The organism is Streptomyces sp. NPDC050674 (genome assembly GCF_040654575.1).
Classification (GTDB): Bacteria; Actinomycetota; Actinomycetes; order Streptomycetales; family Streptomycetaceae; genus Streptomyces.
In genome coordinates this window covers 249,937-275,476 of sequence record NZ_JBFAIG010000005.1, presented here as the reverse complement: position 1 = coordinate 275,476, position 25,540 = coordinate 249,937, and the positions used below count along the sequence as shown (strand labels likewise).

The window sequence follows — 25,540 nt, the reverse complement described above, 5'->3', positions numbered from 1 at the left end:
GCATCAGGGAAAGGCCACCAACGTGACTGAGATCGAGATCGGGCGCGGCAAGCGCGGCCGCCGGGCGTACGCCTTCGACGACATCGCCGTCGTCCCCAGCCGCCGTACGCGGGACCCGAAGGAGGTCTCGATCGCCTGGCAGATCGACGCCTACCGCTTCGAGCTGCCCTTCCTGGCCGCCCCCATGGACTCGGTCGTGTCCCCGGCCACCGCCATCCGCATCGGCGAGCTCGGCGGCCTCGGCGTGCTGAACCTCGAAGGCCTGTGGACGCGCTACGAGGACCCGCAGCCGCTGCTCGACGAGATCGCCGAGCTGGACTCGGAGACCGCGACCCGCCGTCTGCAGGAGATCTACGCCGCTCCCATCAAGGAGGAGCTGATCGGGCAGCGCATCAAGGAGGTGCGCGACTCCGGCGTCGTCACCGCCGCCGCGCTCTCCCCGCAGCGCACCGCGCAGTTCTCCAAGGCCGTCGTGGACGCGGGCGTGGACATCTTCGTCATCCGCGGTACGACGGTCTCCGCCGAGCACGTCTCCGGCGCGCACGAGCCGCTGAACCTGAAGCAGTTCATCTACGAGCTGGACGTCCCGGTGATCGTCGGCGGCTGCGCCACGTACACGGCGGCCCTGCACCTGATGCGCACCGGCGCGGCCGGTGTGCTGGTCGGCTTCGGCGGCGGCGCCGCGCACACCACGCGCAACGTGCTCGGCATCCAGGTCCCCATGGCGACGGCGGTGGCCGACGTGGCCGCCGCACGCCGCGACTACATGGACGAGTCGGGCGGCCGGTACGTGCACGTCATCGCGGACGGGGGTGTCGGCTGGTCCGGCGACCTGCCCAAGGCGATCGCCTGCGGCGCCGACGCGGTCATGATGGGCTCCCCGCTGGCCCGTGCCACCGACGGGCCGGGCCGTGGCCACCACTGGGGCATGGAGGCCGTGAACGAGGAACTGCCGCGCGGCAAGAAGGTCGCCCTCGGCACGGTCGGCACCCTGGAGGAGATCCTCACGGGCCCGTCCCACACCCCCGACGGCTCGATGAACCTCTTCGGCGCCCTGCGCCGCGCCATGTCCACGACCGGCTACAGCGAGCTGAAGGAATTCCAGCGCGTCGAGGTCACGGTGGCGGACTCGCAGCACCGGCGGTAGTCCGGCCCCGGCTGAGAAGGGCCTGGTCACTCGGGAAGTGGCCGGGCCCTTTTGCGTGCCCAAGTGGCTCTGACGGGGCGCGTGTTGCCGTCAGGGGGCGCACGGGTGCCTTCAGGCCGTTCGGCCTCGGGGAGGGCGGTTTCGAGGCGCTAGTGTCCGATCGGCGCCCAGGTTCTTCTGGGTGCCCCCTTCCAAGGACACGGTTCCGGACCCCGGCCCTCGGGGCCCGGCCCGAACTCCGACGTGCCGCCTACCGGGTCAATGGGCGGCGTCGTGGAAGGGGGCGCCCATGGGACGCCACCGCAAGCCCACCCGCTGGGACCGACTCCGTCTTCGGATGGTGCAGTGCCGGAGGAGGTGGATCTTGCGGATTCTCGGATGGTGAGCGGCCGCCCCCAGAAGAAGTAGGGGCGGACACTTCGTGATCCATCCAGGAGCCTGCCGCAGTGACCGCTGCGGTGGGCTCCGCTTTGTTTCGGATGGTGAGCGGCCGCCCCCACGAAGACCCGGGGCGGACAGTCCGTGATCCATCCAGGAGCCTGCCGCAGTACCCCCTGCGATGGGCTCCACCTGTGTCCGTAAGGTACCCGCGCCGTGTGCCTCATGCCACCAGTCGCCTGGGTCACGCACCCCGCGCGCTCCCCTTCACAACCGATGCGCCGCCCCCGTCGGGGCTGCTCCCCGCGTGTCCAGCAGGAGCTGGGCCTTCACCGACAGGCCCTGGAGGTCGTAGGTGCGGTGCTGTTGGAGGAGGATGGTCAGGTCGGCGTCGGCCGCCGCCTCGTAGAGGGAGTCCGCGCGCGGCACGGGGTGGTCGAGGACGCTCCAGGCCGGGACGTACGGGTCGTGGTAGCTGACCGCCGCGCCCAGTTCCCGCAGGCGCAGGGCGATCTCCCGGGCCGGGGTGCCCTGGAGGTCGGCGAGGTCGGGCTTGTAGGTGACACCGAGCAGGAGGACGCGGGCGCCCCGGGCCGACTTGCCGTGTTCGTTGAGGAGCGTGGCGGCCCGCTGGACGACGTAGCCCGGCATGCGGCTGTTGACCTGCTGGGCCAGTTCCACCATGCGCAGGCCCCGGCCGCCCCCGGCGGTCATGTCCTGGGGGACGGAGTGGCCGCCGACGCCGGGGCCCGGGCGGAAGGCCTGGAAGCCGAACGGCTTGGTCTCCGCGCAGCGGACGACGTCCCAGAGGTCGACGCCCAGGTCGTTGCAGAGGACGGCCATCTCGTTGACGAGCGCGATGTTCACATGCCGGTAGTTCGTCTCCAGCAGCTGCACGGTCTCCGCCTCGCGCAGGCCACGCGCGCGTACCACCTTGTCGGTCAGCCGTCCGTAGAACGCGGCGGCCGACTCGGTGCAGGCCGGGGTGAGGCCGCCGATGACCTTGGGGGTGGTGGCGGGCGTGACGTCGCGGTTGCCCGGGTCGACGCGGCTGGGGGAGTACGCGAGGTGGAAGTCGCGGCCCGCGCGCAGGCCGGAGCCCTCCTCGAGGAGCGGACGCAGGACCTCCTGCGTCGCCCCCGGGTACACGGGGGACTCGAGGATCACTGTGGTGTGCGGGCGCAGACGGGCGGCCAGGGTGCGGGCGGCCGCCTCCAGCTGGCTCAGGTCGAGTCCGCCGTCCGCTCCGCGTGGGGTCGGCGCGCAGATGACCGCCGTGCGCACCCGGCCGAGCTCGGCCGGGTCGGTGATCGGCCGGAAGCCCCCCGAGAGCATCCGGCGCAGTTCGGCGGGGCTGAGCGAGCCCGCCTCGGGGCCGGTCCGGTAGCCGATGGTGGGGATGCCGGCGGCGACGGCGGCCTGGGCCAGGGGCAGGCCGTATGCGCCGAGTCCGATGACGGCGAGATCTGCGGGCATGGCGTGGCCGTCCTTCCCGATAGCCGAAGTGGGACAGGTGCGCAAGCCCTGTGGACAGGACGGGCGAGCGCAATGTCAGACTAGGAGTAAATATGACCGATATGCGGGATTGTCCGGCCGAGTTTCGGGTGAGTGTTCCGTGAGCGTTCTCCACAGGCTGCGGGCCCGTGGTGGCTGAAGTGGGGCAACGCGGTCAGAATTTGGGCAGGGGGTACGGACGGGGTCTCACCCGACGGGTGGGGCCCGTGCGACCGATCAGCGGGAGGCAGCGGTGAGGACAGCGACACTCGGACCGGCGCAGCGCGTCGAGTCACTCGCATCGATGGCCGAGCGCGAGCTGGACGTGCTGGTCGTGGGCGCAGGCGTGGTCGGTGCGGGCACCGCGCTCGACGCCGTGACCCGGGGCTTGTCCACCGGGCTGGTCGAGGCGCGCGACTGGGCGTCCGGCACCTCCAGCCGGTCCAGCAAGCTCATCCACGGCGGACTGCGCTATCTGGAGATGCTCGACTTCGCGCTCGTGCGCGAGGCCCTGAAGGAGCGCGGCCTGCTGCTCGAGCGGCTCGCCCCGCATCTGGTGAAGCCGGTGCCGTTCCTGTATCCGTTGCAGCACAAGGGCTGGGAGCGGCTGTACGCGGGGTCGGGCGTCGCCATGTACGACGCCATGTCCATGGCCCGCGGGCACGGCCGGGGCCTGCCGATGCACCGCCATCTGACCCGCTCTCACGCCCTGCGCGTGGCGCCCTGCTTGAAGAAGGACGCGCTGGTCGGCGCGTTGCAGTACTACGACGCCCAGATGGACGACGCCCGCTACGTGGCGACCCTGGTGCGCACGGCGGTGGCGTACGGCGCGAAGGCCGCCAACCGCGCGCGGGTGACGGGCTTCCTGCGCGAGGGCGAGAGGGTCGTCGGCGCGAAGGTGCAGGACGTCGAAGGCGGCGGCGAATACGAGATCCGCGCCAAGCAGGTCGTCAACGCCACCGGCGTGTGGACGGACGACACCCAGGCGATGGTCGGGGAGCGCGGGCAGTTCCACGTGCGGGCGTCCAAGGGCATCCACCTGGTCGTGCCGCGCGACCGGATCCACTCCACGACCGGCCTGATCCTGCGCACGGAGAAGTCCGTGCTGTTCGTCATCCCCTGGGGCCGGCACTGGATCGTCGGCACCACGGACACCGACTGGGACCTCGACAAGGCCCACCCGGCCGCCTCCAGCGCGGACATCGACTACCTGCTGGAGCATGTGAACTCGGTCCTCGCGGTGCCGCTCACCAGGGACGACGTCCAGGGCGTGTACGCGGGCCTGCGCCCCCTGCTCGCCGGTGAGTCCGACGCCACCAGCAAGCTGTCCCGCGAGCACACCGTGGCCCACCCGGTGCCCGGGCTGGTCGTCGTGGCGGGCGGCAAGTACACGACGTACCGGGTCATGGCCAAGGACGCGGTGGACGCCGCGGTGCACGGGCTCGACATGCGGGTCGCCGAGTGCGTCACGGAGGACGTGCCGCTGCTGGGCGCCGAGGGCTACCCGGCGCTGTGGAACGCCCGGGCGCGGATCGCCGCCCGGACCGGGCTCCACGTGGTGCGGGTCGAGCACCTGCTCAACCGCTACGGGACGTTGACCGAGGAGCTGCTCGAGCTCATCGCCGAGGACCCCTCGCTGGGTGAGCCCCTGGCCGCGGCCGACGACTACCTGCGCGCCGAGATCGTGTACGCCGCCTCCCACGAGGGGGCGCGGCATCTGGACGACGTGCTGACCCGGCGGACGCGCATCTCCATCGAGACCTTCGACCGGGGCACGCGCAGCGCGCGGGACGCCGCCGAGCTGATGGCGCCGGTCCTCGGCTGGGACAAGGACCAGATCGAGCGCGAGGTGCAGCACTACGAGAAGCGGGTGGAGGCCGAGCGGGAGTCGCAGCGCCAGCCGGACGACCTGACGGCGGACGCGGCGCGGCTGGGGGCGCCGGACATCGTGCCGTTGTGATCAGTACGCCTAGGCGGTGCGGGGGCAGAACTCGGCCGTGAGCAGGGCGGGTTCGAGGCCGGGGTCCGCGATCGCGTCCGTGTTCACGCGGAAGGTGAGGACGCGCCGGCCGTCGACGGTGGCGGCGGTGCGCACGTAGCTGCCGGATATGTGTCCGTTGTGCCCCCACACCGTCGTGCCGCAGGGAAGCTTCTCGGGAAACAGGCCCATGCCGTACGCGCCGTGCGCGGTACGGGTGTCGAGCATCTCGCGCAGCCGGCGCGGGGGCAGCAGCCGGCCGCCGAGCAGGGCCGTGTAGAAGCGGTCCAGATCGGAAAGCGTGGTCACCAACTCGCCCGCGGCGCCGGCCACCCGCGGGTCGAGCGCGGTGACGTCGGTCCCGTCGGCGGCGTAGGCGCGGCCGTGCGGAGCGGGCAGTGAGGAACGGGAGCCGGGAAAGGAGGTGCCCGTCAGGCGCAGCGGGGTGATGATGCGGCGCTCGGCCTCCGTGGCGTACGTGTGCCCGGTGACCTGCCGGACGACCAGGCCGAGCAGCACGTAGTTGGTGTTCGAGTAGGAGAAGCGGCCGCGTTCGGCCGGAGGGTGGGCGAGAGCAAGACTCAGGGCCTGACGGGGTGTGACGGGCACGGTCCCGGCGGTGTCCGCGGTGTAGTCGTACAGGCCGCTGGTGTGGGTCAGCAGGGAACGCAGGGTGAGCGCGCGGCCGTCGTTGCCCGCTCCCCGCACCAGGCCGGGCAGGTGCCGCTCCACCGTGTCGGACAGCGACAGCCGGTGCTCGGCGGCCAGTTGCAGCACCACCGTCGCGAGGAACGTCTTGGTGATGCTGCCGGCGCGGAAATGGTCCGAGCGGGCGATTCCCGGACCGGCGGCGGCGTAACGGGTGGTGGTCCCCTCGCGGGCCAGCAGGGCCGCGGCCGGGGCCTCACCCCGCGTCACCAGCAGCGGCAGCACCGCGTCGGTCGGCGCCATCGACAGGGCCGAGGAGTCGGCCGGGGGAAGCCCGAACAGGGCGGCGGCCACCGGCAGGGCCAGCAATGTCCGAATCGGTGGCATGCGGGCTCCTCCCTGGTCGGCGCCCATCATGCAAGGCGGCGTGGGGCGCGCCGCACCCGGGTGGCCGCGGGGCGGGGCCGCGGGTGCCCGCCAGGGGGCCCCTGGGCGCCGGGCACTTGTCGGGTGAGAGACAATGGAGGCTCTGTCAGGGCGGGTTGTATGAGGGGACGCATGTCGGAGGCGGAGCGGGCGGGCACATCTCGTCAGGACACTCGTCAGGACAACAGGGAGCGTCTCCTCGCGGGGCGTTACCGGCTGGGCAAGGTGCTGGGCCGCGGAGGCATGGGCACGGTGTGGCGGGCCCAGGACGAGACCCTCGGGCGGACGGTCGCCGTCAAGGAGCTGCGGTTCCCGACGAACATCGACGAGGAGGAGAAGCGGCGGCTGATCACGCGGACGCTGCGCGAGGCCAAGGCCATCGCGCGAATCCGCAACAACAGCGCCGTGACGGTCTTCGACGTCGTCCAGGAGGACGACCGGCCCTGGATCGTGATGGAGCTCGTCGAGGGCAAGTCGCTCGCCGAAGTCATCCGTGAGGACGGCCTCCTGGAGCCGAAGCGCGCCGCCGAGGTCGGGCTCGCCGTCCTCGACGTGCTGCGGTCCGCCCACCGTGAGGGCATCCTGCACCGTGACGTGAAGCCGTCCAACGTGCTGATCGCCGAGGACGGCCGGGTCGTGCTCACCGACTTCGGCATCGCCCAGGTCGAGGGCGACCCGTCCATCACCTCGACCGGCATGCTCGTCGGCGCGCCCTCCTACATCTCCCCGGAGCGGGCACGCGGGCACAAGCCCGGCCCGGCGGCCGACCTGTGGTCGCTCGGCGGGCTGCTGTACGCGGCGGTGGAGGGCGCTCCGCCGTACGACAAGGGGTCGGCCATAGCGACCCTCACGGCCGTGATGACCGAGCCGCTGGAGGAGCCGAAGAACGCGGGCCCGCTGAAGGACGTCATCCACGGACTGCTCACCAAGGACCCCGCGCAGCGGCTCGACGACGCGGGTGCCCGGGCCATGCTCAACGCGGTCCTGCGCGCGCCGGACAGGGCCGAGCCGGAGCCGATGGACGCGACGAAGGTCGTGCCGCTGCCGGCGCAGCCGGACAGGTCCTCGGGCAAGGGAAGCGCGCCGGGCGCCGGGGGCAAGCGGGGCGAGGAGCCCGGGGAGCGGCTGCGCGGGGCGTTGCGTTCCGTGCGCAAGGCCGCCGCGGGACCGGCCGCCCTGTCGGCCAATTCCGGTGACTCCGCGGCCTCTTCGGGGACGGGTGACCAGGCTTCCTCCGCGTCGGACGGCGGCGCGGGCGGGGCCGGGGCCGCGGGCGCGTCCGGGACGCGGCCGGGCGCAGGGGCCGGGGAGCGGGGCGCAGGCGCACCGGAGTCGAAGACGGCTTCCGGGGGCCGCAGTTCGGGCTGGCCCGTCATGCCGTCGCCGGACCTGCCGCCCAGGCCCGTGCCCCGGGCGCCGCTCACCGACGTGGTGCCGCGGCGGACCCTGATGATCATCGCGGCGGTCGTGGTGCTCGCCGTGATCGGCGTCGTGCTCGCCCTCGCGCTCGGCGGGGACGACGAGGGGTCCAAGGGCGCCTCCGGCAAGGGCGCGGGGAAGACCGCCGCCACCGCGTCGGACGGCTCCGACACCAAGGGCGACGAGAGCGACGGCACGCGCACGGACGGGGCGCAGACCCAGCCCGCGCCGTCCGGCTCCGCCTCGGGCACGCCGAGCGGCCGGGCGAGCGGCCAGGCGAGCGGCTCTTCGGACGACAGCGGCTCGGGCACGGGGAAGGGCACCGCGGCGGAGTCGACTCACCAGGGCTCCCAGGGGTACTCGATCGGCCTGCCGAAGGGCTGGAAGTACCGGTCCGCCGGTGCGGCGGGCGACCGCTTCACCGGGCCCGACGGGCAGAAGCTGCTCATCGCCTGGACGTCCACGCCCAAGGGCGACCCGGTGGCGGACTGGAAGAACCAGGAGCGCTACATGGTGCGCGCGCAGTACAAGAGGATCCGCATAGAGAAGGTGGACTACCGGGACTGGAACACGGCCGACTGGGAGTTCACCTACACCGAGAACGGCACCAGGTACCGGACCATCGACCGGGGTTTCGTGGTCGACGACCGGCAGGGGTACGCGCTGATGTACACGGCCAAGGCGGCAGGCTGGGACGGCCGGTTGCGCAAGGAGACGTGGCGGACGCTGACGAAGACCTTCGAACCCAAGTCCTGAGCATGAGGCGCCCCGGGTTTGGGGAGTGAGATCTGGCATCCCCGCATTGCGGGTTGCCCGCGGCACGTATCGTGAATGTGTGCGGACCGTGTGCAGCCGGAACGGACCGTGGGGCGACTGGATGTGACCGAACGGGCTGCCGGGGGAGGCAACGTGGACGACTATGCGGGCCGGGTGCTCGCCGACCGCTACCGCCTGCCGCTGCCGCCCTCCGACGAGTACGAACTCACCGAGACCCGGGCCTTCGACACCTACAGCGGACAGGAAGTCCTGGTCCGGCAGGTGCCGTTGCCGGAGGTGGTCGAGGCGGAGGTCCTCGACGCCGAGGGCCTGCCCGACGGGTTCACGGCCCGTGACGGTGGTGCGCGGCGGCCCGGAGGGCGCGCGGGTGCGCGTCCGGGCGTGCGGCGGCCCACGGATCCGGTGGTGCGGCGCGCGGTCGAGGCGGCGCAGTCCGCGGCGGCCATCCCCGACCACCCGCGACTCGACCAGGTCTTCGACGTGTTCGCCGAGGGCGGCTCGCTCTGGATCGTCAGTGAGCTGGTGGCCGCCCGTCCGCTGGCGGCGCTGCTCGCCGAGAAGCCGCTGACGCCGTACCGGGCGGCCGAGGTCGCCTCCGACGTGCTGATGGCGCTTCGGGTGCTGCACGCGCACGGCTGGGTGCACCGGAACATCACCGCGCGGACGGTGCTGGTCTGCGACGACGGGCGGGTGATGCTCACCGGGCTGGCGGTGGGCGCCGCGGAGGAAGCGCTGTGCGGGTACGACCCGGTGCCGGAACCGCCCTTCGAGGAGGCCCCGGGGCCGGGGCGGGAAGGCGGCACCGGGGGGCCGGTCCAGGGCGTCGGAGGTTCCGGACGTCCGGGTCCGGCCGGTGGCGCGGCTGACCCCGAGGCCGCGCGGCGCGCCGCCATCGAGGCCAGGGAGTCCAGGGGACTGCCCTCGGCCGGGGGCCAGGGCCCCGGAGGCGGATCGGTGGTGCCGGTGCGCAGGCCGGTGGAGGACAGCGGGGACCCGAGGGCGGCGCGCGCCGGGGCGATCGCGGCCTACCGGGCCGGTGCCCGGGCGGCGGCCCGGGTGCAGGAGGCGCAGCAGGGCGAGCGGGCCGCCCTGCCCGGGGCCCGGCCCGCCCCGGACGGCGGGCCCGCGCCCCATGACAGAGGATCGGCGCAGTCGCCCTACATCCCCGGGCAGGGCACCGCGCCCGGCACCCAGCCGCCCGGGCGGATCGCCGACCCCTACGGCGTGGGCGGCGGCCCGCGGACGACCGGGTGGCACGGCGCGACGCCCCGGGGCACGGCCGGCGACGGACCGGCCCCGCAGGACCGGGAGCGGGCGGCACTCCCGCCGGCCCCGGACAGCGCGCCCCACGGCGAGTCCACGCGGTGGGACGACCTGGTCGCCGGCACCCCCGCCCCCCGGCGCGGCCCGGCGACCGCGCTGGCCGCCGAGCGGGCGCGGCAGGCGCGGATGGCCGTGGTCGGGCCCGTGACCGAGCGCTGGGCGCCGGAGCAGGCCGGACCGGTGCACGAGAACTGGCAGCTGGCCGCGCCGATCGGCCCCGCGACCGACCTGTGGGCGCTCGGCGCGCTGCTCTTCAGGGCCGTGCAGGGGCACGCGCCCTACCCGGAGGAGTCGACGGCCGAGCTGGTGCAGATGGTGTGCGCGGAGCCGCCCGCGTACGCCGAGGAGTGCGGGCCGCTGCGGCCGGTGGTGGAGTCGCTGCTGCGGCAGGACCCCACCGAGCGCCTCGACTTCGAGGAGGTGCGCGGCTGGCTGCGCTCCCTGGTGCGGTCGGCGCCCGAGCCGGAGGCGGGGATGCACGTCGTCCCGGTGCCGCCGGTGGACGCCGGCCGGCTGCCCGTCGTACGGCGCCGCGGCGAGCTCGTGCGCAGGCGCAAGGCCGGGCTGCCCGCCCACCACGGACGGCACAAGCGGGCGAAGAAGGAGTCCGGTTCGCCGCGCCGGCTCGGCCGCAACCTGCTCCTGCTGGTGCTGCTCGTGATGGCCGCGGCGATCGCCTACGCCATGCTCTTCATGCCCAAGTCGGGGACCGAGGGCGCGAACGGCGCGGACCGCACCGGCGCCGCGGGCGAGGTCAGCCGGCCGCCCGAGCCGGACGCCAGCAGCGAGCCACGGCCCGAGCAGACCTCGCCCGAGCCGGACGGGAGCCCGTCGTCGTCGGCGGGCACCACCGAGACACAGACCACCGGCCCCGGCGCCGCCGACGGCTTCACCCTGCGCAAGGACTCGGCGGGTTTCCAGGTCGCCGTCGCCAAGGGCTGGGACCGCGCCCCCCGCAACGGCAGTGGCCAGGTCGTCTACTCCAAGGGCGACTTCGAGCTGATCGTCGTGGCGGGCCGCGACAGCGCCTCCGAGTACGGCAGCGATCCGATGGCGTACCAGCGGGAGTCGGAGCGCGAGTTGCAGCCGTACCGCGACTCCAGCTGGGCCACCTCCACCGGGCTGAAGAGGATAGAGGTGGGCGGACGGACCATGGCCGAGGGACAGTTCACCTGGAGCGGCGACGGGGGCGACCTGTACGTCCGCAACCTCGCGATGCTGGTCGGCGGGCGCTACCACGTGGTCCAGGTGCGCGGCCCGGAGTCCGAGCGGGACGAGGTGACACGGCTGTACGAGCAGGCGGCGGCGACGTACAAGGCCACGGGCTGAGCTGCCGCCGCACCGCCCGTACACCGCGGTTCGGCTTCCGGTCGCCTCCCCTCCCGGCAGGCACAACCGTCACAGTGCGGTCACCGTGGTACCCCGCTTGTTCCCCGGGTGAGGGCGGGTCCTTACGCTGACCCTGTCAAGACCATTGCGGGGCAACGTGAATCAGATGCAGGGCCTGCTCGTCGCGGGCCGCTACCGGCTGGCCGAATCCATCGGGAGTGGCGGCATGGGCCGGGTCTGGCGTGCGCATGATGAGGTGCTGCACCGGTCGGTCGCCATCAAGGAACTGACGGCCGCCCTCTACGTCTCCGAGAGCGAGCAGGCGATCCTGCTGGCGCGCACCCGGGCCGAGGCGCGGGCCGCCGCACGGATCAACCACTCCGCCGTCGTCACGGTGCACGACGTGCTGGAGCACGACGGCCGCCCCTGGATCGTGATGGAGCTGGTCGAGGGCCGCTCCCTGGCCGACGCGGTCAAGGAGGAGGGCCGCGTCGAGCCGCGCGAGGCGGCACGCATCGGCCTCTGGGTGCTGCGGGCCCTGCGCGCCGCGCACACCGCCGGTGTCCTGCACCGCGACATCAAGCCGGGCAACGTCCTCCTCGCCCGCGACCGCCGGGTGCTGCTCACCGACTTCGGCATCGCCCAGATCGAGGGCGACACGACCATCACGCGGACCGGAGAGGTCGTCGGCTCGGTCGACTACCTGGCGCCCGAGCGCGTGCGCGGCCACGACCCCGGCCCGTCCTCCGACCTGTGGGCGCTCGGCGCGACCCTCTACACGGCGGTGGAGGGCCGTTCGCCCTTCCGGCGCACGACACCGCTGACCACCATGCAGGCCGTCGTCGAGGAGGAGGCCGCCGAGCTCCGGCACGCCGGCCCGCTCGCCCCCGTCATCACCGCCCTGCTCCGCAAGGACCCGGGCGCCCGGCCCGACGTGGCCGAGGCCGAGCAGATGCTGGCCGAGGCGGCCGAGGGGCGGCGGCCGAACGGGGCACAGGCGTATGTGCCGACGCAGTTCGGGGGCACCACGCCGTACCGGGAGGCCGGCAGCGGTACGGGCACGGGCCACGCCCCCGCGGGTACGTCCGGCAGCGGCTCGGTGGGGACGGGCCCGGCGGGCAGCGGCGCGATGGGCAGCGGATCGCCGGGCACCGGCTCGGTCGGTGCGGGTGGGTTCGGCGCCGGTTCGGGGTCGCACACCGGGACGCCGCTCCCGCCGCTGGCCGGCACCGCGGCCAGCGGCGCGTCGACGGCGGGCACCCCGCCCTACGGCCCCGCCACGGCCGGACCCATGACGGGCCCGCGACAGACCGGTTCCGGAAGGCGCCGCAGGCTGCGCACCCTCGCCCTCGTCGTGGCGCTCGCCGCCGTCATCGGCGGGGGCACGGCCGTGGTGCTCCAGCAGTGGAACGAGGGCCGGTCGGCGCGGGACGGCGGGTCCGGCACGACGACGTCCACGGGCACGGAGCGGTCCGGGGGACCGGTTCCGGACAGCTGGGTCCGCTACGACGACCCCGCCGGATTCAGCCTCCACCTGCCCAAGGGCTGGAAGCGCAAGCCCTTCGGCCCGCAGGACGAGATCAAGCAGATCGACTACACGCCCGACGGCGGCAAGCACTTCGTCCGCATCGCCATCGACGCGTCACCGGACTTCGCCGACGCCAAGTCGCACCAGGAGGATCTGGAACAGCAGCTTCAGGGGCTGGTCGACTACAAGCGGGTGACCATGCGGGAGAACACCTACCGCGACCGCAGGGGCTCGCTGTGGGAGTACACCTGGACGGCGCTCGCCAAGGATCCGCCCTACGTGGCCGGACCGCGCCACGCCATCGAGGAGACGTACTTCTCGCGCGACGGCGTCGAGTACGCGATCTACATGTCCTCACCGGAGCAGGACTGGGCGCAGGCGAGCCGCGAGTTCACCTGGGTCCTCCAGGGCTGGCAACAGCCGCGCTAGGAGCGTGACCGTCCGGAGCCGGACGGCGACCGGATTTCGTGGGCGCCGACGACGTCTGCGGCATGATGGGGCGCATGGGGACCGAGGGGGCCGACTTCCGTGTCATCGCGGGGCGTTACCGCCTGGAGGCGAAGCTCGGTCGCGGCGGAATGGGCGTGGTCTGGCGGGCGACCGACCAACTGCTCGGCCGGGGCGTGGCCGTCAAGGAACTCCCCTACGACGAGACGCTCTCCAGTGCGCAGGCACGCCGGCAGCGGGACCGTACGCTCCGCGAGGCCCGGGCCGTCGCCCAGCTGAGCCACCCGCACATCATCGTCGTCCACGATGTCGTCGAGGACGGCGAACGCCCGTACATCGTCATGGAGTTGATCGAGGGCGGCTCGCTCGCCGACCGGCTCGCCCGGCACGGCCCGGTCGACGCCGCCGAGGCCGCCCGCATCGGTATCGCCCTGCTCGGCGCCCTGCGCGCCGCCCACGCGGCCGGGGTGCTCCACCGTGACCTCAAACCGGACAACGTGCTGCTGGAGACCGGCACCGACCGGGTCGTCCTCACCGACTTCGGCATCGCCCAGGTCGCGGGCACCCCCACGCTCACCGAGAACGGGGCCTTCGTCGGCTCACCCGAGTACACCGCGCCCGAGCGGATGTCCGGGGTCAGGACCGGGCCCGAGTCCGACCTGTGGTCGCTCGGCGCCCTGCTGTGCGCGGCCCTCAGCGGGGAGTCGCCGTTCCACCGCGACTCGCTGGGCGGCATCCTGCACGCGGTCGTCGTGGGCGACATCCAGCCGCCCCCGCAGGCGGGGCCGCTCCTGCCCGTCGTCCACGGCCTGCTGGAGCGCGATCCGGACCGGCGACTGGACGCGGACCGGGCGGAGCGGATGCTGCGGGCCTTCCGCGACACGGGCCGCATGCCGGTGTCGCCGCCGCCCTTCGCGCCGACGGTGGGGGACGCGCCGCGCGGACGCCCCCGGGCTCCCGAGCCGCTCCCGCCCCAGGTGGGCCCGGGCCGGCCGGACGAAGCGTTCCTCAGACAGCCCGCCCGGCGTGTGCTCGTCGCCGCGCTGCTGGTCGCCGCGATGGCGGGGGCCGGGGTGTCGGCGGCGGCCCTGCTCAGGGCGGAGGGTGACGGGGACGGCGGTCCCGCGCCGACGAGTTCGGCGTCCACGCCGAGGACGGCGGCGCCTCGGACACCGGTGACCCCGCGGACACCGGTGACCCCGCGGACACCGGTGGATCCGCGGACACCGGCGGCGCCTCCGACATCGGTGCCGCCTCAGCCGCCGGTCACATCGAAGGCGCCGACCTCCCGGACGGACCCGCCGAGCACCCCGTAGGAGGGAACGGCCGGCTGCGACGTCACGGGCTCCGCGACTCCACGCCGGACCTGAATCCGCCCCTCAACACCCCCGAAAAGGACCCGCGTCGACAAGAACGCGCCGCGCGGGGTACTGATGGGGCATGAGCAACGACGGGGGCGGGACGGACGACGCCCGGGGCCGGACGGTCGGCGGGCGGTACCGGCTGATCGAGCGCATCGGCTCCGGCGGGACGGGTTCAGTCTGGCGAGCCCATGACGAGCTCGCCGAACGCGAAGTCGCCGTCAAGCAACCGCGGTTGCCGGGTGGCCCGGAGGACGAGAGCCACCGGCGGGCCGCGCACCGGCTTCACCGCGAGGCCCGTGCCGCCGCCCGCGTCGACCATCCCGCCGCCGTCACCATCCACGACGTGGTCGTCGAGGCGGAGCGGCGCGACGAACGGCCGGGACCCGTCGGACCCGACGAACTCGACGGGGCCGAGGCGCTGGACGGACTCCCCTGGATCGTCATGGAGTTGGTGCCCGGCGAGTCCCTGCGCGAGACGCTCCGGCGCGGCCCGGTCGACGTGCCCGAAGCCGCCCGGATCGGCCTCGCCGTCCTCGGTGCCCTGCGCGCCGCGCACTCCGTCGGCATCGTGCACCGCGATGTGAAACCCGCCAACGTGCTGCTCGGCCCGGACCGGCGTGTCGTCGTCACGGACTTCGGCATCGGCCACGGTCAGGGCGAGGACTCCCGCACGGCGAGCGGGGGGCCCGCCGGTTCGCTGGAGTTCGTGGCGCCGGAGCGGATCTCGGGGCTCATCGCCGGGCCCGCCTCGGACCTGTGGTCGCTGGGCGTCCTGCTGTACGCGGCCGTCGAGGGCACCTCCCCGTTCCTGCGCGCCACGCCGGAGGCCACGGTCGCCGCGGTCCTCGCCGCCGAGCCGCCCGAGCCGGGACAGGCCGGAGCGCTGGGACCGCTGATCGCCCGGCTGCTCCTGCCGGACCCCGCGCAGCGGCCGGACGCCGAGGAGGTCGCGAAGGAACTGGAGGCGGTGGCCGAGCCCATACCCACCCGGGCGGCACCGCCGGCGACCGCAGCCGTACGCGAGACCGACGCCCGGACCGTGCCTCCCGTCGACACCCTTCCCGGCCCCGTCCCCACCGCGCAGCGCCCGGCGCCCGCCGCACAGCGTCCCGTGCCCGCCGCGCAGTTCGACCCGCGGGCCGCGCAGTCCGACCCGCAGGCCGCACGGTCCGGCACCCCGGCCGCCATCCCCGGCGCCCCGGCGGCGATGCCCGGCGCCCCGGCCGCGCCCCCCGTCCCCGCAGCCGCCTCACCCACCCCCCTCGCGCAGCCGGTCCCGCCGGAAGCCCTGCCGGCAGACCCACCGCCGCAGGACCCCGCACCCCCCAAACGCCAGTCCCTCCTCCGCCCCGGCCCCCTCGCCCTCCTCAGCGCGCTGCTCGCCGGTGGTCTGGGGGCCGTCACACAGCTCGCGGACACCAGCAGCGCGGACAGTGCCGAGCGGACCGCCGACGCGACGGACGCCTGGACCTCGCACCCCGAGCCGGACATGGCGGCCGTCCTCCACCTCCCGCACGGCTACCGCCTCCTCGAACGGACCGGCGGCGCGTCGGGCGGGCCCCGCACGGCGCTCTACGGCGACGAGCGGACCGGCACGATCCAGGTCCGCCTTCTCGCCTGGGACGAGGCCCCGGCCTCCCCGATGGACCAGGCGAGGAAGACGCACGAAGGGGGCGGGGAGACGCGGTACACCCGCACCCGCGTCCAGGGCCGGGAAGCCGCCCTCGCCGACACCGCGTACCACCGGGGCGAAGTCCCCCGGCGGGCCATGCGGGTGGTGATCCGCACCGGCGACGACCGCATGTACGAGCTGCGCGTCGACATGCCCCGGGGCACACCGGAGGAGGAAGAGGGCACCGCTGTGTTCCGCGGGGCCCAGGCGCGGCTCGGGATCGTGAAAGGCTGAATCACTCCGGCCGGTCACCGCTCAACGCCCTGATCAGCGCATTTGTTGCCAGCGGTCACTGGCGGCGTGTGTGTACTCGGTGAAGCCGTATTACCGACGGGTACCCAAAGCCTCCGTGGCGGCATACCCTGCGCCTCATGACGGACGCGCAGGCCGCCGAGAAGACGGCGGAGACCGACACGGCACAGACCGGCACGAACCCCCTGGCCCCCGCCCCGGAGGGCGCCCGCACCGCCGCGGACGTGGTCACGCCCGAGCTGGTCGCCCAGCTCACCAAGGGCGTCGTCGGCTCCGGCAGGACCGCCAACCACACGCCGTTCACGGGTGAGAAGCTGGCCGACCTGCCCGCATCGACGCCCGAGGACGTGGCGAAGGCCTACGAACTGGCCCGCACCGCACAGGCCGTGTGGGCGCGGACCCCCGTACGGCAGCGCGCCGCCGTCCTGCTCCGCTTCCACGACCTGGTGCTGGAGCGCCAGGCCGAGGTGCTCGACCTGATCCAGCTGGAGACCGGCAAGGCCCGGCTGCACGCCCACGAGGAGGTCCAGGCCGTCGCGGTCGCCGCCCGGCACTACGGCCGCAAGGCCCCCTCCTACCTCCGGCCCAAGCGGCACGCCGGCGCCGTGCCGACGCTGACCAAGGTCACCGAACTGCACCACCCGCGCGGGGTCGTCGGCCAGATCGCCCCCTGGAACTACCCGCTGGAGCTGTCGGTCGGCGACGCGCTCCCGGCGTTCGTCGCGGGCAACGCGGTCGTCATGAAGCCGGACACCGAGACCTGCCTGACCGCCCTGTGGGCCCGTGACCTGCTGATCGAGGCCGGGCTGCCCGCCGACGTCTTCCAGGTCGTCCTCGGCGACGGCCCGGTCGTCGGCCCCGAGGTCGTGCGGCACGCCGACTACGTCTCCTTCACGGGCTCCACCCGCACCGGCCGCGAGGTCGCCCAGGGGGCCGCCGCCCGTCTGGTGGGCGTCTCCCTCGAACTCGGCGGCAAGAACGCCATGCTGGTGCTGGAGGACGCCGACGTCGAGAAGGCGGCGGCCGGTGCCGTGCGCGCCTGCTTCTCCTCCGCGGGCCAGCTCTGCATCTCCATCGAGCGGCTCTACGTCCACGAGTCGATCGCGGACGCCTTCCTGGAGCGCTTCGCCGCCCGCACGAAGGCCATGCGCCTCGGCACGTCCCTGGCGTACGGCGCCGAGATGGGCTCCCTGGTCGGCGAGCGCCAGCTGGAGACGGTCACACGGCACGTGGCGGAGGCCGTCGCCAAGGGCGCGAAGGTCGTCGCGGGCGGGGTGGCGCGCCCCGACATCGGCCCGTACTTCTTCGAGCCGACGATCCTCGACGGGGTCGCCCCGGACATGTCCGTCTGCACGGAGGAGACCTTCGGCCCCGTCGTCTCGGTCTACCGCTTCACGGACGAGGACGAGGCGATCGAGCGCGTCAACGCCACGGCGTACGGCCTGAACTCCTCGGTCTGGACCAAGAACGGCCGTCGTGGCCAGGAGGTCGCGGCCCGGCTGCGCACCGGCACGGTCAACATCAACGAGGGCTACGCCCCCGCCTACGGCAGCGTGCAGTCCCCGATGGGCGGCATGAAGGACTCGGGCCTCGGCCGCCGCCACGGCTCCGAGGGCATCCTCAAGTACACCGAGGCCCAGACGGTCGCCCACCAGCGCGTGCTCCCCATGGCCCCCTCGCTGGGCATGGACGACGAGCAGTACGCCCGGTTCATGAGTCGGAGCCTGCGCCTGATGAAGGCGTTCCGGTTCCGGTAGACGACCCTCGCTCCAGCCACTCGAAGGGGAGACGGCACGTGCCTCAGGACGCTTACGACTACGACGTCATCGTCGTGGGTTCCGGCTTCGGCGGGTCGGTGACCGCCCTGCGCCTCACCGAGAAGGGCTACACGGTAGGCGTCCTGGAGGCCGGCCGCCGCTTCACCCGCGAGACCCTGCCCAAGAACTCCTGGGACCTCAGGAACTACCTGTGGGCCCCGAAGCTCGGCATGTACGGCATCCAGCGCATCCATCTGCTGGGCAACGTCATGGTCCTGGCGGGCGCGGGCGTCGGCGGCGGTTCCCTCAACTACGCCAACACCCTCTACGTGCCGCCGAAGCCGTTCTTCGAGGACCCGCAGTGGCGTGACATCACCGACTGGCAGGACGAGCTGGCGCCGTACTACGACCAGGCCCGGCGCATGCTCGGCGTACGGCTCAACCCGACCATGACCCCCTCGGACGTCCATCTGAAGGCCGCGGCGGAGCGGATGGGCTGCGGTGACACCTTCCACATGGCGCCGGTCGGCGTCTTCTTCGGCGACGGCGAGGACGCCGACGGCTCGGTGAAGGCGAAGCCGGGCCAGGAGGTGCCCGACCCGTACTTCGGCGGCGCGGGTCCGTCCCGCAGGGCCTGCGCGGAATGCGGCGAGTGCATGACCGGCTGCCGCCACGGCGCGAAGAACACCCTCAACGAGAACTACCTGCACCTCGCGGAGAAGGCCGGCGCGGTCGTCCACCCGATGACGACGGTCGTCTCGGTCACCGACGACGCGCGCGGCGGCTACGCGGTCGCCACCCTGCCCACCGACCGCGGCCGCAAGGCGAAGGGCCGCACCTACACCGCCCGCAAGGTCGTCCTCGCCGCCGGCACCTACGGCACCCAGACCCTGCTGCACCGCATGAAGGCGGGCGGCCAGCTCCCCCACCTCTCCGACCGGCTGGGCGAACTGACCCGCACCAACTCCGAGGCCCTGGTCGGCGCCCAGACCGACGACCGGCGCTACCGCAAGGCGCACGGCGCGCCGAAGGCCGACTTCACCCGGGGCGTGGCCATCACGTCCTCGATCCACCCCGACGCCAGCACCCACATCGAGCCGGTCCGCTACGGCAAGGGGTCCAACTCGATGGGCAGCCTGTCCATCCTCCAGGTGCCCTACGCCGGGCGGAACTCGGGCACCTCACGGGTCCTGGGCTTCCTCACCCACGCGGCCAAGCACCCCCTGCTGGTGCTGCGCTCGCTGTCCAACCGCCGCTGGTCGGAGCGGACCATCATCGGCCTGGTGATGCAGTCGCTGGACAACTCCCTGACGACACACCTGAAACCGTCCGGCGTCGGCCGCGGTCTGCTCACCGCCCGCCAGGGCCACGGGGCCCCCAACCCCAAGCAGATCAAGGCGGCGACCGAGGGCGCGACGGCACTGGCCGCCGAGATCAACGGCTTCGCGGGCTCCAACGTCGGCGAGCTGATGGGCACCCCGCTCACCGCCCACTTCCTGGGCGGCTGCCCGATCGGCGACTCGCGCGAGTCCGGTGTCATCGACCCGTACCACCGCCTCTACGGCCACCCCGGCATCTCGGTCGTCGACGGGGCCGCGGTCTCCGCCAACCTGGGCGTCAACCCGTCGCTGACCATCACCGCTCAGGCCGAGCGGGCCATGTCGTACTGGCCCAACAAGGGCGAGCCCGACCCGCGCCCGCGACAGGGCACGGCCTACGAGCGTCTCCAGCCGGTCGAGCCGAAGTCCCCGGCGGTCCCCGCGGAGGCGTTCGGCGCGCTGCGGCTGCCGTTCCTCGGCATGCCGGCGGTACCGCCGAAGAACTGAGCGGAAGCGGAAGACAGAAGAGGGACCTGCGCCCCCCTCCGAGCGCAGGTCCCTCTTCTGCTTGGTGCGGCGGCCTGCCGGCCGCTGCGGCTTACGCCTGGACGCCGGCCTTGCGGCGACGGACCACGAAGATCGCGCCGGCACCGGCGACGACCGCGGCACCGCCGACCAGGCTGATCATCGGCAGGGCCGAGCTGGAGCCGGTCTCGGCGAGGCTGCCGGTGACCTCCGGCGTGTCACCGCTCGGCTTCTCGTCGGTGACGGGCGCCTTGCCGCCTTCCTGCGGCTTGGTGCCGTCGGTGTCCGTACCGGCGGAGACGATCTGGAACTTGTACGACACGTCACCGAAGCCGGTGCACTCGGCGTCGTTGTCGCCGTAGATCGTCGCGCCGAGCGAGAAGCCGGCGCCGACCGGGGCGGACTTGCTGACGCTGAGTCGCAGCGGGATGTCGACCTCGTAGCCGGGCTTCAGCTCGTCGGTGTAGCCGACGTAACCGACCGCGTAGCCGCCGTCGTTCAGGTCGGTCCAGACCTCGCTGTCGGGGTCCCAGGCCTGGAGCTTGACCTGCTTGCTGGTGAACAGCTCCTCGCCGTTCTCGTCGGGGGAGGCCCCGGCGAAGAAGTTGAGGTCGTTCAGCGTCGAGTCGGAGTCGTTCAGCACGCTCAGCGAGAACTTGTGCCAGCCGCTGCCCGCGGCGATCTTGCCGGGCAGGCCGGAGATGCCGACGTCGACCTTGGTGTCCTCGCACACGGAGGGCTCCGGCTCCGGGGTCTCCGACTCCTCCGGCTCGGAGGCGCTCGGCGCCGGGGAGGACTCGCTGGCGGAGGTGCTCGGGGCCGGCGACGTCTCGGGAGCGGACTCGCTGGCGGACGTGCTGGGGGCCGGCGACGTCTCGGGAGCGGACTCGCTGGCGGACGTGCTGGGGGCCGGCGACGTCTCGGGAGCGGACTCGCTCGCGGACGTGCTCGGGGCCGGTGACGTTTCGTCGGTCGCGTATGCGGCCGGTGCCGCGAGCAGTGCCACCGGGGCTATGACCGCCGTAGCGGCCGCTGCTGCCATGGCGCGGCGAAGCTTCATGAAGACCTCGGAGAGTCCGGCGTGCCGCGCGGTGCGGCACGAACGTTGGGGGAGGCCTCCGCGTGTGGGGCGCGGGAGTGGCCCTTGGTTCGGCAGGTTTGATCCGTGAAACCTGTGAATGGTTGTGCCGGCATTCACAGAATTCTTATGTGGGCTGAGTCACACCAGGAACCTTCTTGTGAAGGCGCTCGCCGGCCGCTTAGATGCTTTGTTCGTGTCTGAAAAGCCGTCCGACGATCAACCGTCGGCCTCGGAGCTCCCCGACGACGTCTGGGAACAGTTCACCCGCGACACCGAGCGGGACATCCGTTCCTCCGCCCCGAAAGAGCCGTCAGCGCGGGCGCGCATGGTGACCGAGCGCCTGCGGGAGCAGGACGCCCGGGGCGAACAGCCGCCCGGGTGGCGCACCGGCCCTGCCTGGCAGGAGATGAACGGGCGGGCGGCCCGGCGCCGCAAGCTGTGGGCCGCGCTCGGGGTGTCCGTCGCGGTGGCCGTCGTCGTGGTGGCCCTGAAGCCGTCGCTGCTGCCCGGTGACCCCTTCGGCACCGGGGGGTCCCGGGCCGCCGAAGCCGCACCGCTGCCCGAGGAGACGGCCGCGCCCACCGCCGCGCCCGGAGCGTCCGACCCCGAAACCCCGACGCTGGACCGGCCGTTCGCCGGTTCCCCGGCCGAGCGCTGGGCCGACGGCGAGGCCGGCATCGTCCTGCCCGAGGCCAAGGCCGTCGGCACGGTCTCCAAGGACCGGGTGGAACAGGCGCTGAAGCTGACCAAGAAGCTGCTGGTCGGGGCCAACCTCGACCCGAAGACGCTCCAGGGGGCGCGCCCGGCGGCCGCGCTCTCCGTGCTGGACCCCAAGCAGCCCGAGCTCCTCGACGACCTCGGCACCGGCCTGCGCTCCCCGAGCAAGGAACACGATCCGGTGACGCTGTTCAGCCGCTTCGACCCCGACGAGGTGCGGCCGGCCGGTGACGTGGTCAAGACCCGCGGCCGCATGACGGTCAAGAAGGGTTCGCACGGGGGTGTGGCGGTGCGCGCCGACTACACCTTCGTCTACCCCGTCGTGCGGGCGGACGGCCCTCCGGAGGTCGCCCGGACCATCGTGCGCCGGGTCCTCGACGTCGAACTCGCCGACCCCGCCAGGTACCAGGTCACACCGGGCCGCGTCCTCCTGCTGAACTACGACCAGGAGATAGGCAACTCGTCGTGCTTCGTCTACGACGGCTACCTGCACCCGGGGTTCCCGTCGAGCACGTCCGCCGGCCCGGACCCGAGCGGCCCGGCGACGGACCCGTACGACCGCAGCAAGGAGATCGACCACGGCGACGGCGACGACTGCGGCACGGTGACCCGCACCTGAGCGACCCGCATGTGAGTGCCCCGCGTCCGAGCGGAGTGAAGGGTCGTGGGCCAAGGGCGAAGGGCCCCGCGGGGTGGAGCCGCGGGGCCCTTCTTCTCGTCAGCACCGACGTCAGGGCAGCGCCGGTGCCTGGAAGCGGCGCCGGGGGGTAGCGCCGCTGGTCTGTACCTCTGGAAGTGCGGTCATGCGGGTGCCCGCGAGGGGGACTTGGGCTGTCTGGGCATCGTGCTGGAAGAACGCGGCGCCCGCAACCGTTCGACCCGGACTTGTGCATTTATGCAAGGTCCGCCGGCCGACTCCGGGCGTCCCCGGAGCCGGCCGTTCTCTTGGGTGACCGGGCTGCTGTCCCCTGCCGTCCGGTCACTACCCTGGAGCGAGGTCCCACGACGCACGGCACGATCCGTGCGTCTCATCGCCCCAGTGAGCCACGCGTGGTTCTTTCGAGCCCGCCCCTGGCTGGCACGGACACCGGGATCAACGAGGCGGCGCGGGGCCGGTCACGCGCCGTACGGGTGAGAGTGATGCGTACGTCTGTCCCGGGAACACGGTCACGGGACGCGCGCCGCCGTCAGACCTTGCCGCGGCACAGCTCCAGCAGCGTCATCGCGAGCGCCGTGCCCGGCTTGCCCAGCGCCTCCCTGTAGTGGCCGAGCACGTCCATCTCGCGGGAGAGGTTCACACGCCGCCCACCGGAGGCGATCCGGGCCTCCTGGATGACGGCGGAGACGGCCACCCGCTCCTGGATCAGGCCGATGATCCGGTCGTCGAGCGCGTCGATCCGCTCGCGCGCTCCGGTGATCACGCCGGCGGCCTCGGGGGTGCGGGCGCCGGTCACGTCGATGGTGGTCATGGGGGCTCCTCGTGAGGGGAGGCCGCCCCGGGGCGACACGGCCCGGACGACGACAGGCGCCCCGGGGGCCTTGTCGGCCCGGGGCGCCTGGAACGTTGCTTGTCAGTGGCTCAAGCAGCACGACCATGGCGTCCGGCGGGCCGGATGCCATAGGTAAAGACGAACGTCTGGTGCTTGAACATGGGGGCAAGTATGCACCGCGCCCCGGAAGCGTCCAAGCCGGTTCGCATCCTGAGACGGGGGCCGGTCCCCGGCGCACGGAAACGGGTCCACCGCCCCCCGGTAGAATCGGGAGCACAAGACCCCCGCCCCACCGCCGGAAGGCACCCCGTGTCATCAGCGACTCCCGCTGCCACCGCCGCCGACACCGTCCTGGTCGTCGACTTCGGCGCGCAGTACGCCCAGCTCATCGCCCGTCGCGTCCGCGAGGCGCGGGTCTACAGCGAGATCGTGCCGAGCACCATGCCGGTCGCGGAGATGCTCGCCAAGAACCCCGCGGCGATCATCCTCTCCGGCGGTCCCTCGTCGGTCTACGCGGAGGGCGCGCCCAGCCTCGACCGCGAGATCTTCGAGGCCGGCGTCCCCGTCTTCGGCATGTGCTACGGCTTCCAGCTGATGGCGAGCACCCTCGGCGGCACCGTCGACAACACCGGCGCCCGCGAGTACGGCCGCACCGGCCTGCACGTCTCCAAGGTGTCCTCCACCCTCTTCGAAGGCACCCCCGCCGAGCAGCCCGTCTGGATGTCGCACGGCGACGCCTGCTCCGCCGCCCCCGAGGGCTTCACCGTCACGGCCTCCACGGACGTCGTCCCGGTGGCCGCCTTCGAGAACGACGAGAAGAAGCTCTACGGCGTCCAGTACCACCCCGAGGTGATGCACTCCACGCACGGGCAGCAGGTGCTGGAGCACTTCCTCTACCGGGGCGCGGGCCTGACCCCGTCCTGGACCACGGGCAACGTGATCGAGGAGCAGGTCGCCGCGATCCGCGAGCAGGTCGGCGACAAGCGCGCCATCTGCGGCCTGTCCGGCGGCGTGGACTCCGCGGTCGCCGCGGCCCTCGTGCAGAAGGCCATCGGCTCCCAGCTGACCTGCGTGTACGTCGACCACGGCCTGATGCGCAAGGGCGAGACCGAGCAGGTCGAGAAGGACTTCGTCGCCGCGACCGGGGTGCAGCTGAAGGTCGTGGACGCCGAGGAGCGGTTCCTCAAGGCGCTCGCCGGGGTCTCCGACCCCGAGGAGAAGCGGAAGATCATCGGCCGGGAGTTCATCCGGGTCTTCGAGCAGGCCCAGGCGGAGATCATCGCCGACGAGGGCCCGGCCGTCGAGTTCCTGGTCCAGGGCACCCTCTACCCGGACGTCGTCGAGTCCGGCGGCGGCACCGGCACCGCGAACATCAAGTCCCACCACAACGTGGGCGGCCTGCCCGAGGACCTCGAGTTCCAGCTCATCGAGCCGCTGCGCAAGCTGTTCAAGGACGAGGTCCGCATGGTCGGCCAGGAGCTCGGCCTGCCGGAGGAGATCGTCCAGCGCCAGCCGTTCCCCGGCCCCGGCCTCGGCATCCGCATCGTCGGCGAGGTCACCAAGGAGCGCCTGGACCTGCTGCGCGAGGCCGACGCCATCGCCCGCGAGGAGCTGACGGCGGCCGGCCTCGACCGCGACATCTGGCAGTGCCCGGTGGTCCTGCTCGCGGACGTCCGCAGCGTCGGCGTCCAGGGCGACGGCCGCACCTACGGCCACCCGATCGTGCTGCGCCCGGTCTCCTCCGAGGACGCCATGACGGCCGACTGGTCGCGCCTGCCGTACGAGGTCCTCGCCCGGATCTCCACGCGGATCACCAACGAGGTCAAGGACGTCAACCGGGTCGTTCTCGACGTCACCTCGAAGCCGCCGGGCACCATCGAGTGGGAGTGATTCCCCCGGTGACCCCTACGTGCGCTTGACCGTGCGCAGGGGCGCGCCGGGCGTCCAGACCTGGACGACGAGGTAGGTGTCGTCCTCGACGGAGGTCCGCACGACCTCCGTCAGCTCGGTGTGGAAGAGGTGGAACGGCTCCGGCGGTTCCACCTCTTCGACGTACCGGGCCTTGGTCTCCACGTCCTCGACCTCGATCGCCCGGCCGCTGATCCGGACATCGCCGCCGCCCATGCCCGTGCCCTCCCCGGGGTTCGCCTGGAGGGCGAAGCGCGGGTCGCGGCGCAGATCCAGGGCCTTGAGTGAGTGCGGCATCATGCCGAGCCACAGCTCGCCGTTCAGGAACCGCACCTCCAGGCCGCTGGTGCGGGGCGAACCGTCCTTGCGGAGCGTGGCGAGGATGTGGTGGGTGTACGCACCGAAGCGCTTCTCGACGGTGGCGGCCAGATCCGGTTCGGCGGTGACGAAAGCCGCCCAGTTCGCAGTCATGGGAAGAGTGTCGCGCCGAAATCCGACATCTTCTGTCGGCTATTCGTGGGGTCGGGGAGCCAGGGGGCACACGAATGGGCACACGGTGCT

16 protein-coding genes are annotated in these 25,540 nt (G+C 73.1%); 11 read left to right on the top strand and 5 right to left on the bottom strand.

Annotation, left to right across the window (positions count from 1 at the left end):
* Positions 1 to 22: 22 nt before the first annotated feature.
* Entirely contained in the window at positions 23 to 1,147 is a 1,125-nt protein-coding gene (locus tag AB0I06_RS11540) for a GuaB3 family IMP dehydrogenase-related protein (protein WP_363118569.1), read from the top strand.
* A 645-nt stretch (positions 1,148 to 1,792) separates the two neighbouring features.
* Here the strand turns inward: AB0I06_RS11540 and AB0I06_RS11535 are convergent.
* Positions 1,793 to 3,001 carry a nucleotide sugar dehydrogenase gene (locus tag AB0I06_RS11535; RefSeq protein ID WP_363118568.1) on the bottom strand — a complete coding sequence of 403 codons (1,209 nt, stop codon included), beginning with the start codon at positions 2,999 to 3,001 and terminating at the stop codon, positions 1,793 to 1,795.
* A 271-nt stretch (positions 3,002 to 3,272) separates the two neighbouring features.
* Between AB0I06_RS11535 and AB0I06_RS11530 the strand changes: the two genes are divergently transcribed.
* A complete protein-coding gene (locus AB0I06_RS11530) occupies positions 3,273 to 4,979 on the top strand; it encodes a glycerol-3-phosphate dehydrogenase/oxidase (protein WP_363118567.1) in 1,707 nt (568 codons plus the stop codon).
* A gap of 9 nt (positions 4,980 to 4,988) precedes the next feature.
* On the opposite strand, the gene AB0I06_RS11525 is transcribed toward AB0I06_RS11530, so the two are convergent.
* Positions 4,989 to 6,032: a serine hydrolase domain-containing protein gene (locus AB0I06_RS11525; RefSeq protein ID WP_363118566.1), complete on the bottom strand. Its 1,044-nt coding sequence runs from the start codon at positions 6,030 to 6,032 to the stop codon at positions 4,989 to 4,991.
* Positions 6,033 to 6,203: 171 nt separating this feature from the next.
* Here AB0I06_RS11525 and AB0I06_RS11520 point away from each other — a divergent pair, with 171 nt between their 5' ends.
* From AB0I06_RS11520 to AB0I06_RS11490, 7 genes are all read left to right on the top strand, one after another.
* Positions 6,204 to 8,246 (top strand): serine/threonine-protein kinase, encoded by a 2,043-nt coding sequence (locus AB0I06_RS11520; protein WP_363118565.1) that lies wholly within the window; start codon positions 6,204 to 6,206, stop codon positions 8,244 to 8,246.
* 153 nt (positions 8,247 to 8,399) lie between these two features.
* On the top strand, positions 8,400 to 10,919 hold the full coding sequence (locus AB0I06_RS11515; RefSeq protein ID WP_363118564.1) for a protein kinase: 2,520 nt from the start codon (positions 8,400 to 8,402) through the stop codon (positions 10,917 to 10,919).
* A 166-nt stretch (positions 10,920 to 11,085) separates the two neighbouring features.
* Positions 11,086 to 12,876 (top strand): serine/threonine-protein kinase, encoded by a 1,791-nt coding sequence (locus AB0I06_RS11510; RefSeq protein WP_363118645.1) that lies wholly within the window; start codon positions 11,086 to 11,088, stop codon positions 12,874 to 12,876.
* Positions 12,877 to 12,950: 74 nt separating this feature from the next.
* Positions 12,951 to 14,210: a protein kinase gene (locus tag AB0I06_RS11505; protein ID WP_363118563.1), complete on the top strand. Its 1,260-nt coding sequence runs from the start codon at positions 12,951 to 12,953 to the stop codon at positions 14,208 to 14,210.
* Between the two features lie 124 nt (positions 14,211 to 14,334).
* Complete coding sequence (locus AB0I06_RS11500) at positions 14,335 to 16,164, top strand: serine/threonine-protein kinase (protein ID WP_363118562.1); 1,830 nt, start codon at positions 14,335 to 14,337, stop codon at positions 16,162 to 16,164.
* A 137-nt stretch (positions 16,165 to 16,301) separates the two neighbouring features.
* Positions 16,302 to 17,939 (top strand): succinic semialdehyde dehydrogenase, encoded by a 1,638-nt coding sequence (locus tag AB0I06_RS11495; RefSeq protein ID WP_363118561.1) that lies wholly within the window; start codon positions 16,302 to 16,304, stop codon positions 17,937 to 17,939.
* Between the two features lie 38 nt (positions 17,940 to 17,977).
* Positions 17,978 to 19,765 (top strand): GMC family oxidoreductase, encoded by a 1,788-nt coding sequence (locus AB0I06_RS11490; RefSeq protein WP_363118560.1) that lies wholly within the window; start codon positions 17,978 to 17,980, stop codon positions 19,763 to 19,765.
* 91 nt (positions 19,766 to 19,856) lie between these two features.
* Here the strand turns inward: AB0I06_RS11490 and AB0I06_RS11485 are convergent, their stop codons facing one another.
* Positions 19,857 to 20,843, bottom strand: a complete 987-nt coding sequence (locus AB0I06_RS11485) for an LAETG motif-containing sortase-dependent surface protein (RefSeq protein WP_363118559.1) — start codon at positions 20,841 to 20,843, stop codon at positions 19,857 to 19,859.
* Between the two features lie 214 nt (positions 20,844 to 21,057).
* Here AB0I06_RS11485 and AB0I06_RS11480 point away from each other — a divergent pair, with 214 nt between their 5' ends.
* Entirely contained in the window at positions 21,058 to 22,200 is a 1,143-nt protein-coding gene (locus AB0I06_RS11480; protein WP_363118558.1) for a hypothetical protein, read from the top strand.
* Positions 22,201 to 22,768: 568 nt separating this feature from the next.
* On the opposite strand, the gene AB0I06_RS11475 is transcribed toward AB0I06_RS11480, so the two are convergent.
* The gene (locus AB0I06_RS11475) at positions 22,769 to 23,050 is read right to left on the bottom strand and encodes a chorismate mutase (protein ID WP_363118557.1); all 282 of its coding nucleotides are present in this window, start codon (positions 23,048 to 23,050) and stop codon (positions 22,769 to 22,771) included.
* Positions 23,051 to 23,380: 330 nt separating this feature from the next.
* Between AB0I06_RS11475 and guaA the strand changes: the two genes are divergently transcribed.
* Positions 23,381 to 24,961 (top strand): glutamine-hydrolyzing GMP synthase, encoded by a 1,581-nt coding sequence (gene guaA / locus AB0I06_RS11470; RefSeq protein WP_363118555.1) that lies wholly within the window; start codon positions 23,381 to 23,383, stop codon positions 24,959 to 24,961.
* Positions 24,962 to 24,976: 15 nt separating this feature from the next.
* Here the strand turns inward: guaA and AB0I06_RS11465 are convergent, their stop codons facing one another.
* A complete protein-coding gene (locus tag AB0I06_RS11465) occupies positions 24,977 to 25,450 on the bottom strand; it encodes a pyridoxamine 5'-phosphate oxidase family protein (RefSeq protein WP_363118554.1) in 474 nt (157 codons plus the stop codon).
* Positions 25,451 to 25,540: the final 90 nt, after the last annotated feature.

Bases quoted from the DNA above. Each gene is read 5' to 3' on its own strand.
- AB0I06_RS11535 (WP_363118568.1), bottom strand. From the start codon at position 3,001: ATGCCCGCAGATCTCGCCGTCATCGGACTCGGCGCATACGGCCTGCCC.
- AB0I06_RS11525 (WP_363118566.1), bottom strand. From the start codon at position 6,032: ATGCCACCGATTCGGACATTGCTGGCCCTGCCGGTGGCCGCCGCCCTG.
- AB0I06_RS11520 (WP_363118565.1), top strand. From the start codon at position 6,204: ATGTCGGAGGCGGAGCGGGCGGGCACATCTCGTCAGGACACTCGTCAG.
- AB0I06_RS11510 (WP_363118645.1), top strand. From the start codon at position 11,086: ATGCAGGGCCTGCTCGTCGCGGGCCGCTACCGGCTGGCCGAATCCATC.
- AB0I06_RS11505 (WP_363118563.1), top strand. From the start codon at position 12,951: ATGGGGACCGAGGGGGCCGACTTCCGTGTCATCGCGGGGCGTTACCGC.
- AB0I06_RS11500 (WP_363118562.1), top strand. From the start codon at position 14,335: ATGAGCAACGACGGGGGCGGGACGGACGACGCCCGGGGCCGGACGGTC.
- AB0I06_RS11495 (WP_363118561.1), top strand. From the start codon at position 16,302: ATGACGGACGCGCAGGCCGCCGAGAAGACGGCGGAGACCGACACGGCA.
- AB0I06_RS11485 (WP_363118559.1), bottom strand. From the start codon at position 20,843: ATGAAGCTTCGCCGCGCCATGGCAGCAGCGGCCGCTACGGCGGTCATA.
- AB0I06_RS11475 (WP_363118557.1), bottom strand. From the start codon at position 23,050: ATGACCACCATCGACGTGACCGGCGCCCGCACCCCCGAGGCCGCCGGC.
- AB0I06_RS11465 (WP_363118554.1), bottom strand. From the start codon at position 25,450: ATGACTGCGAACTGGGCGGCTTTCGTCACCGCCGAACCGGATCTGGCC.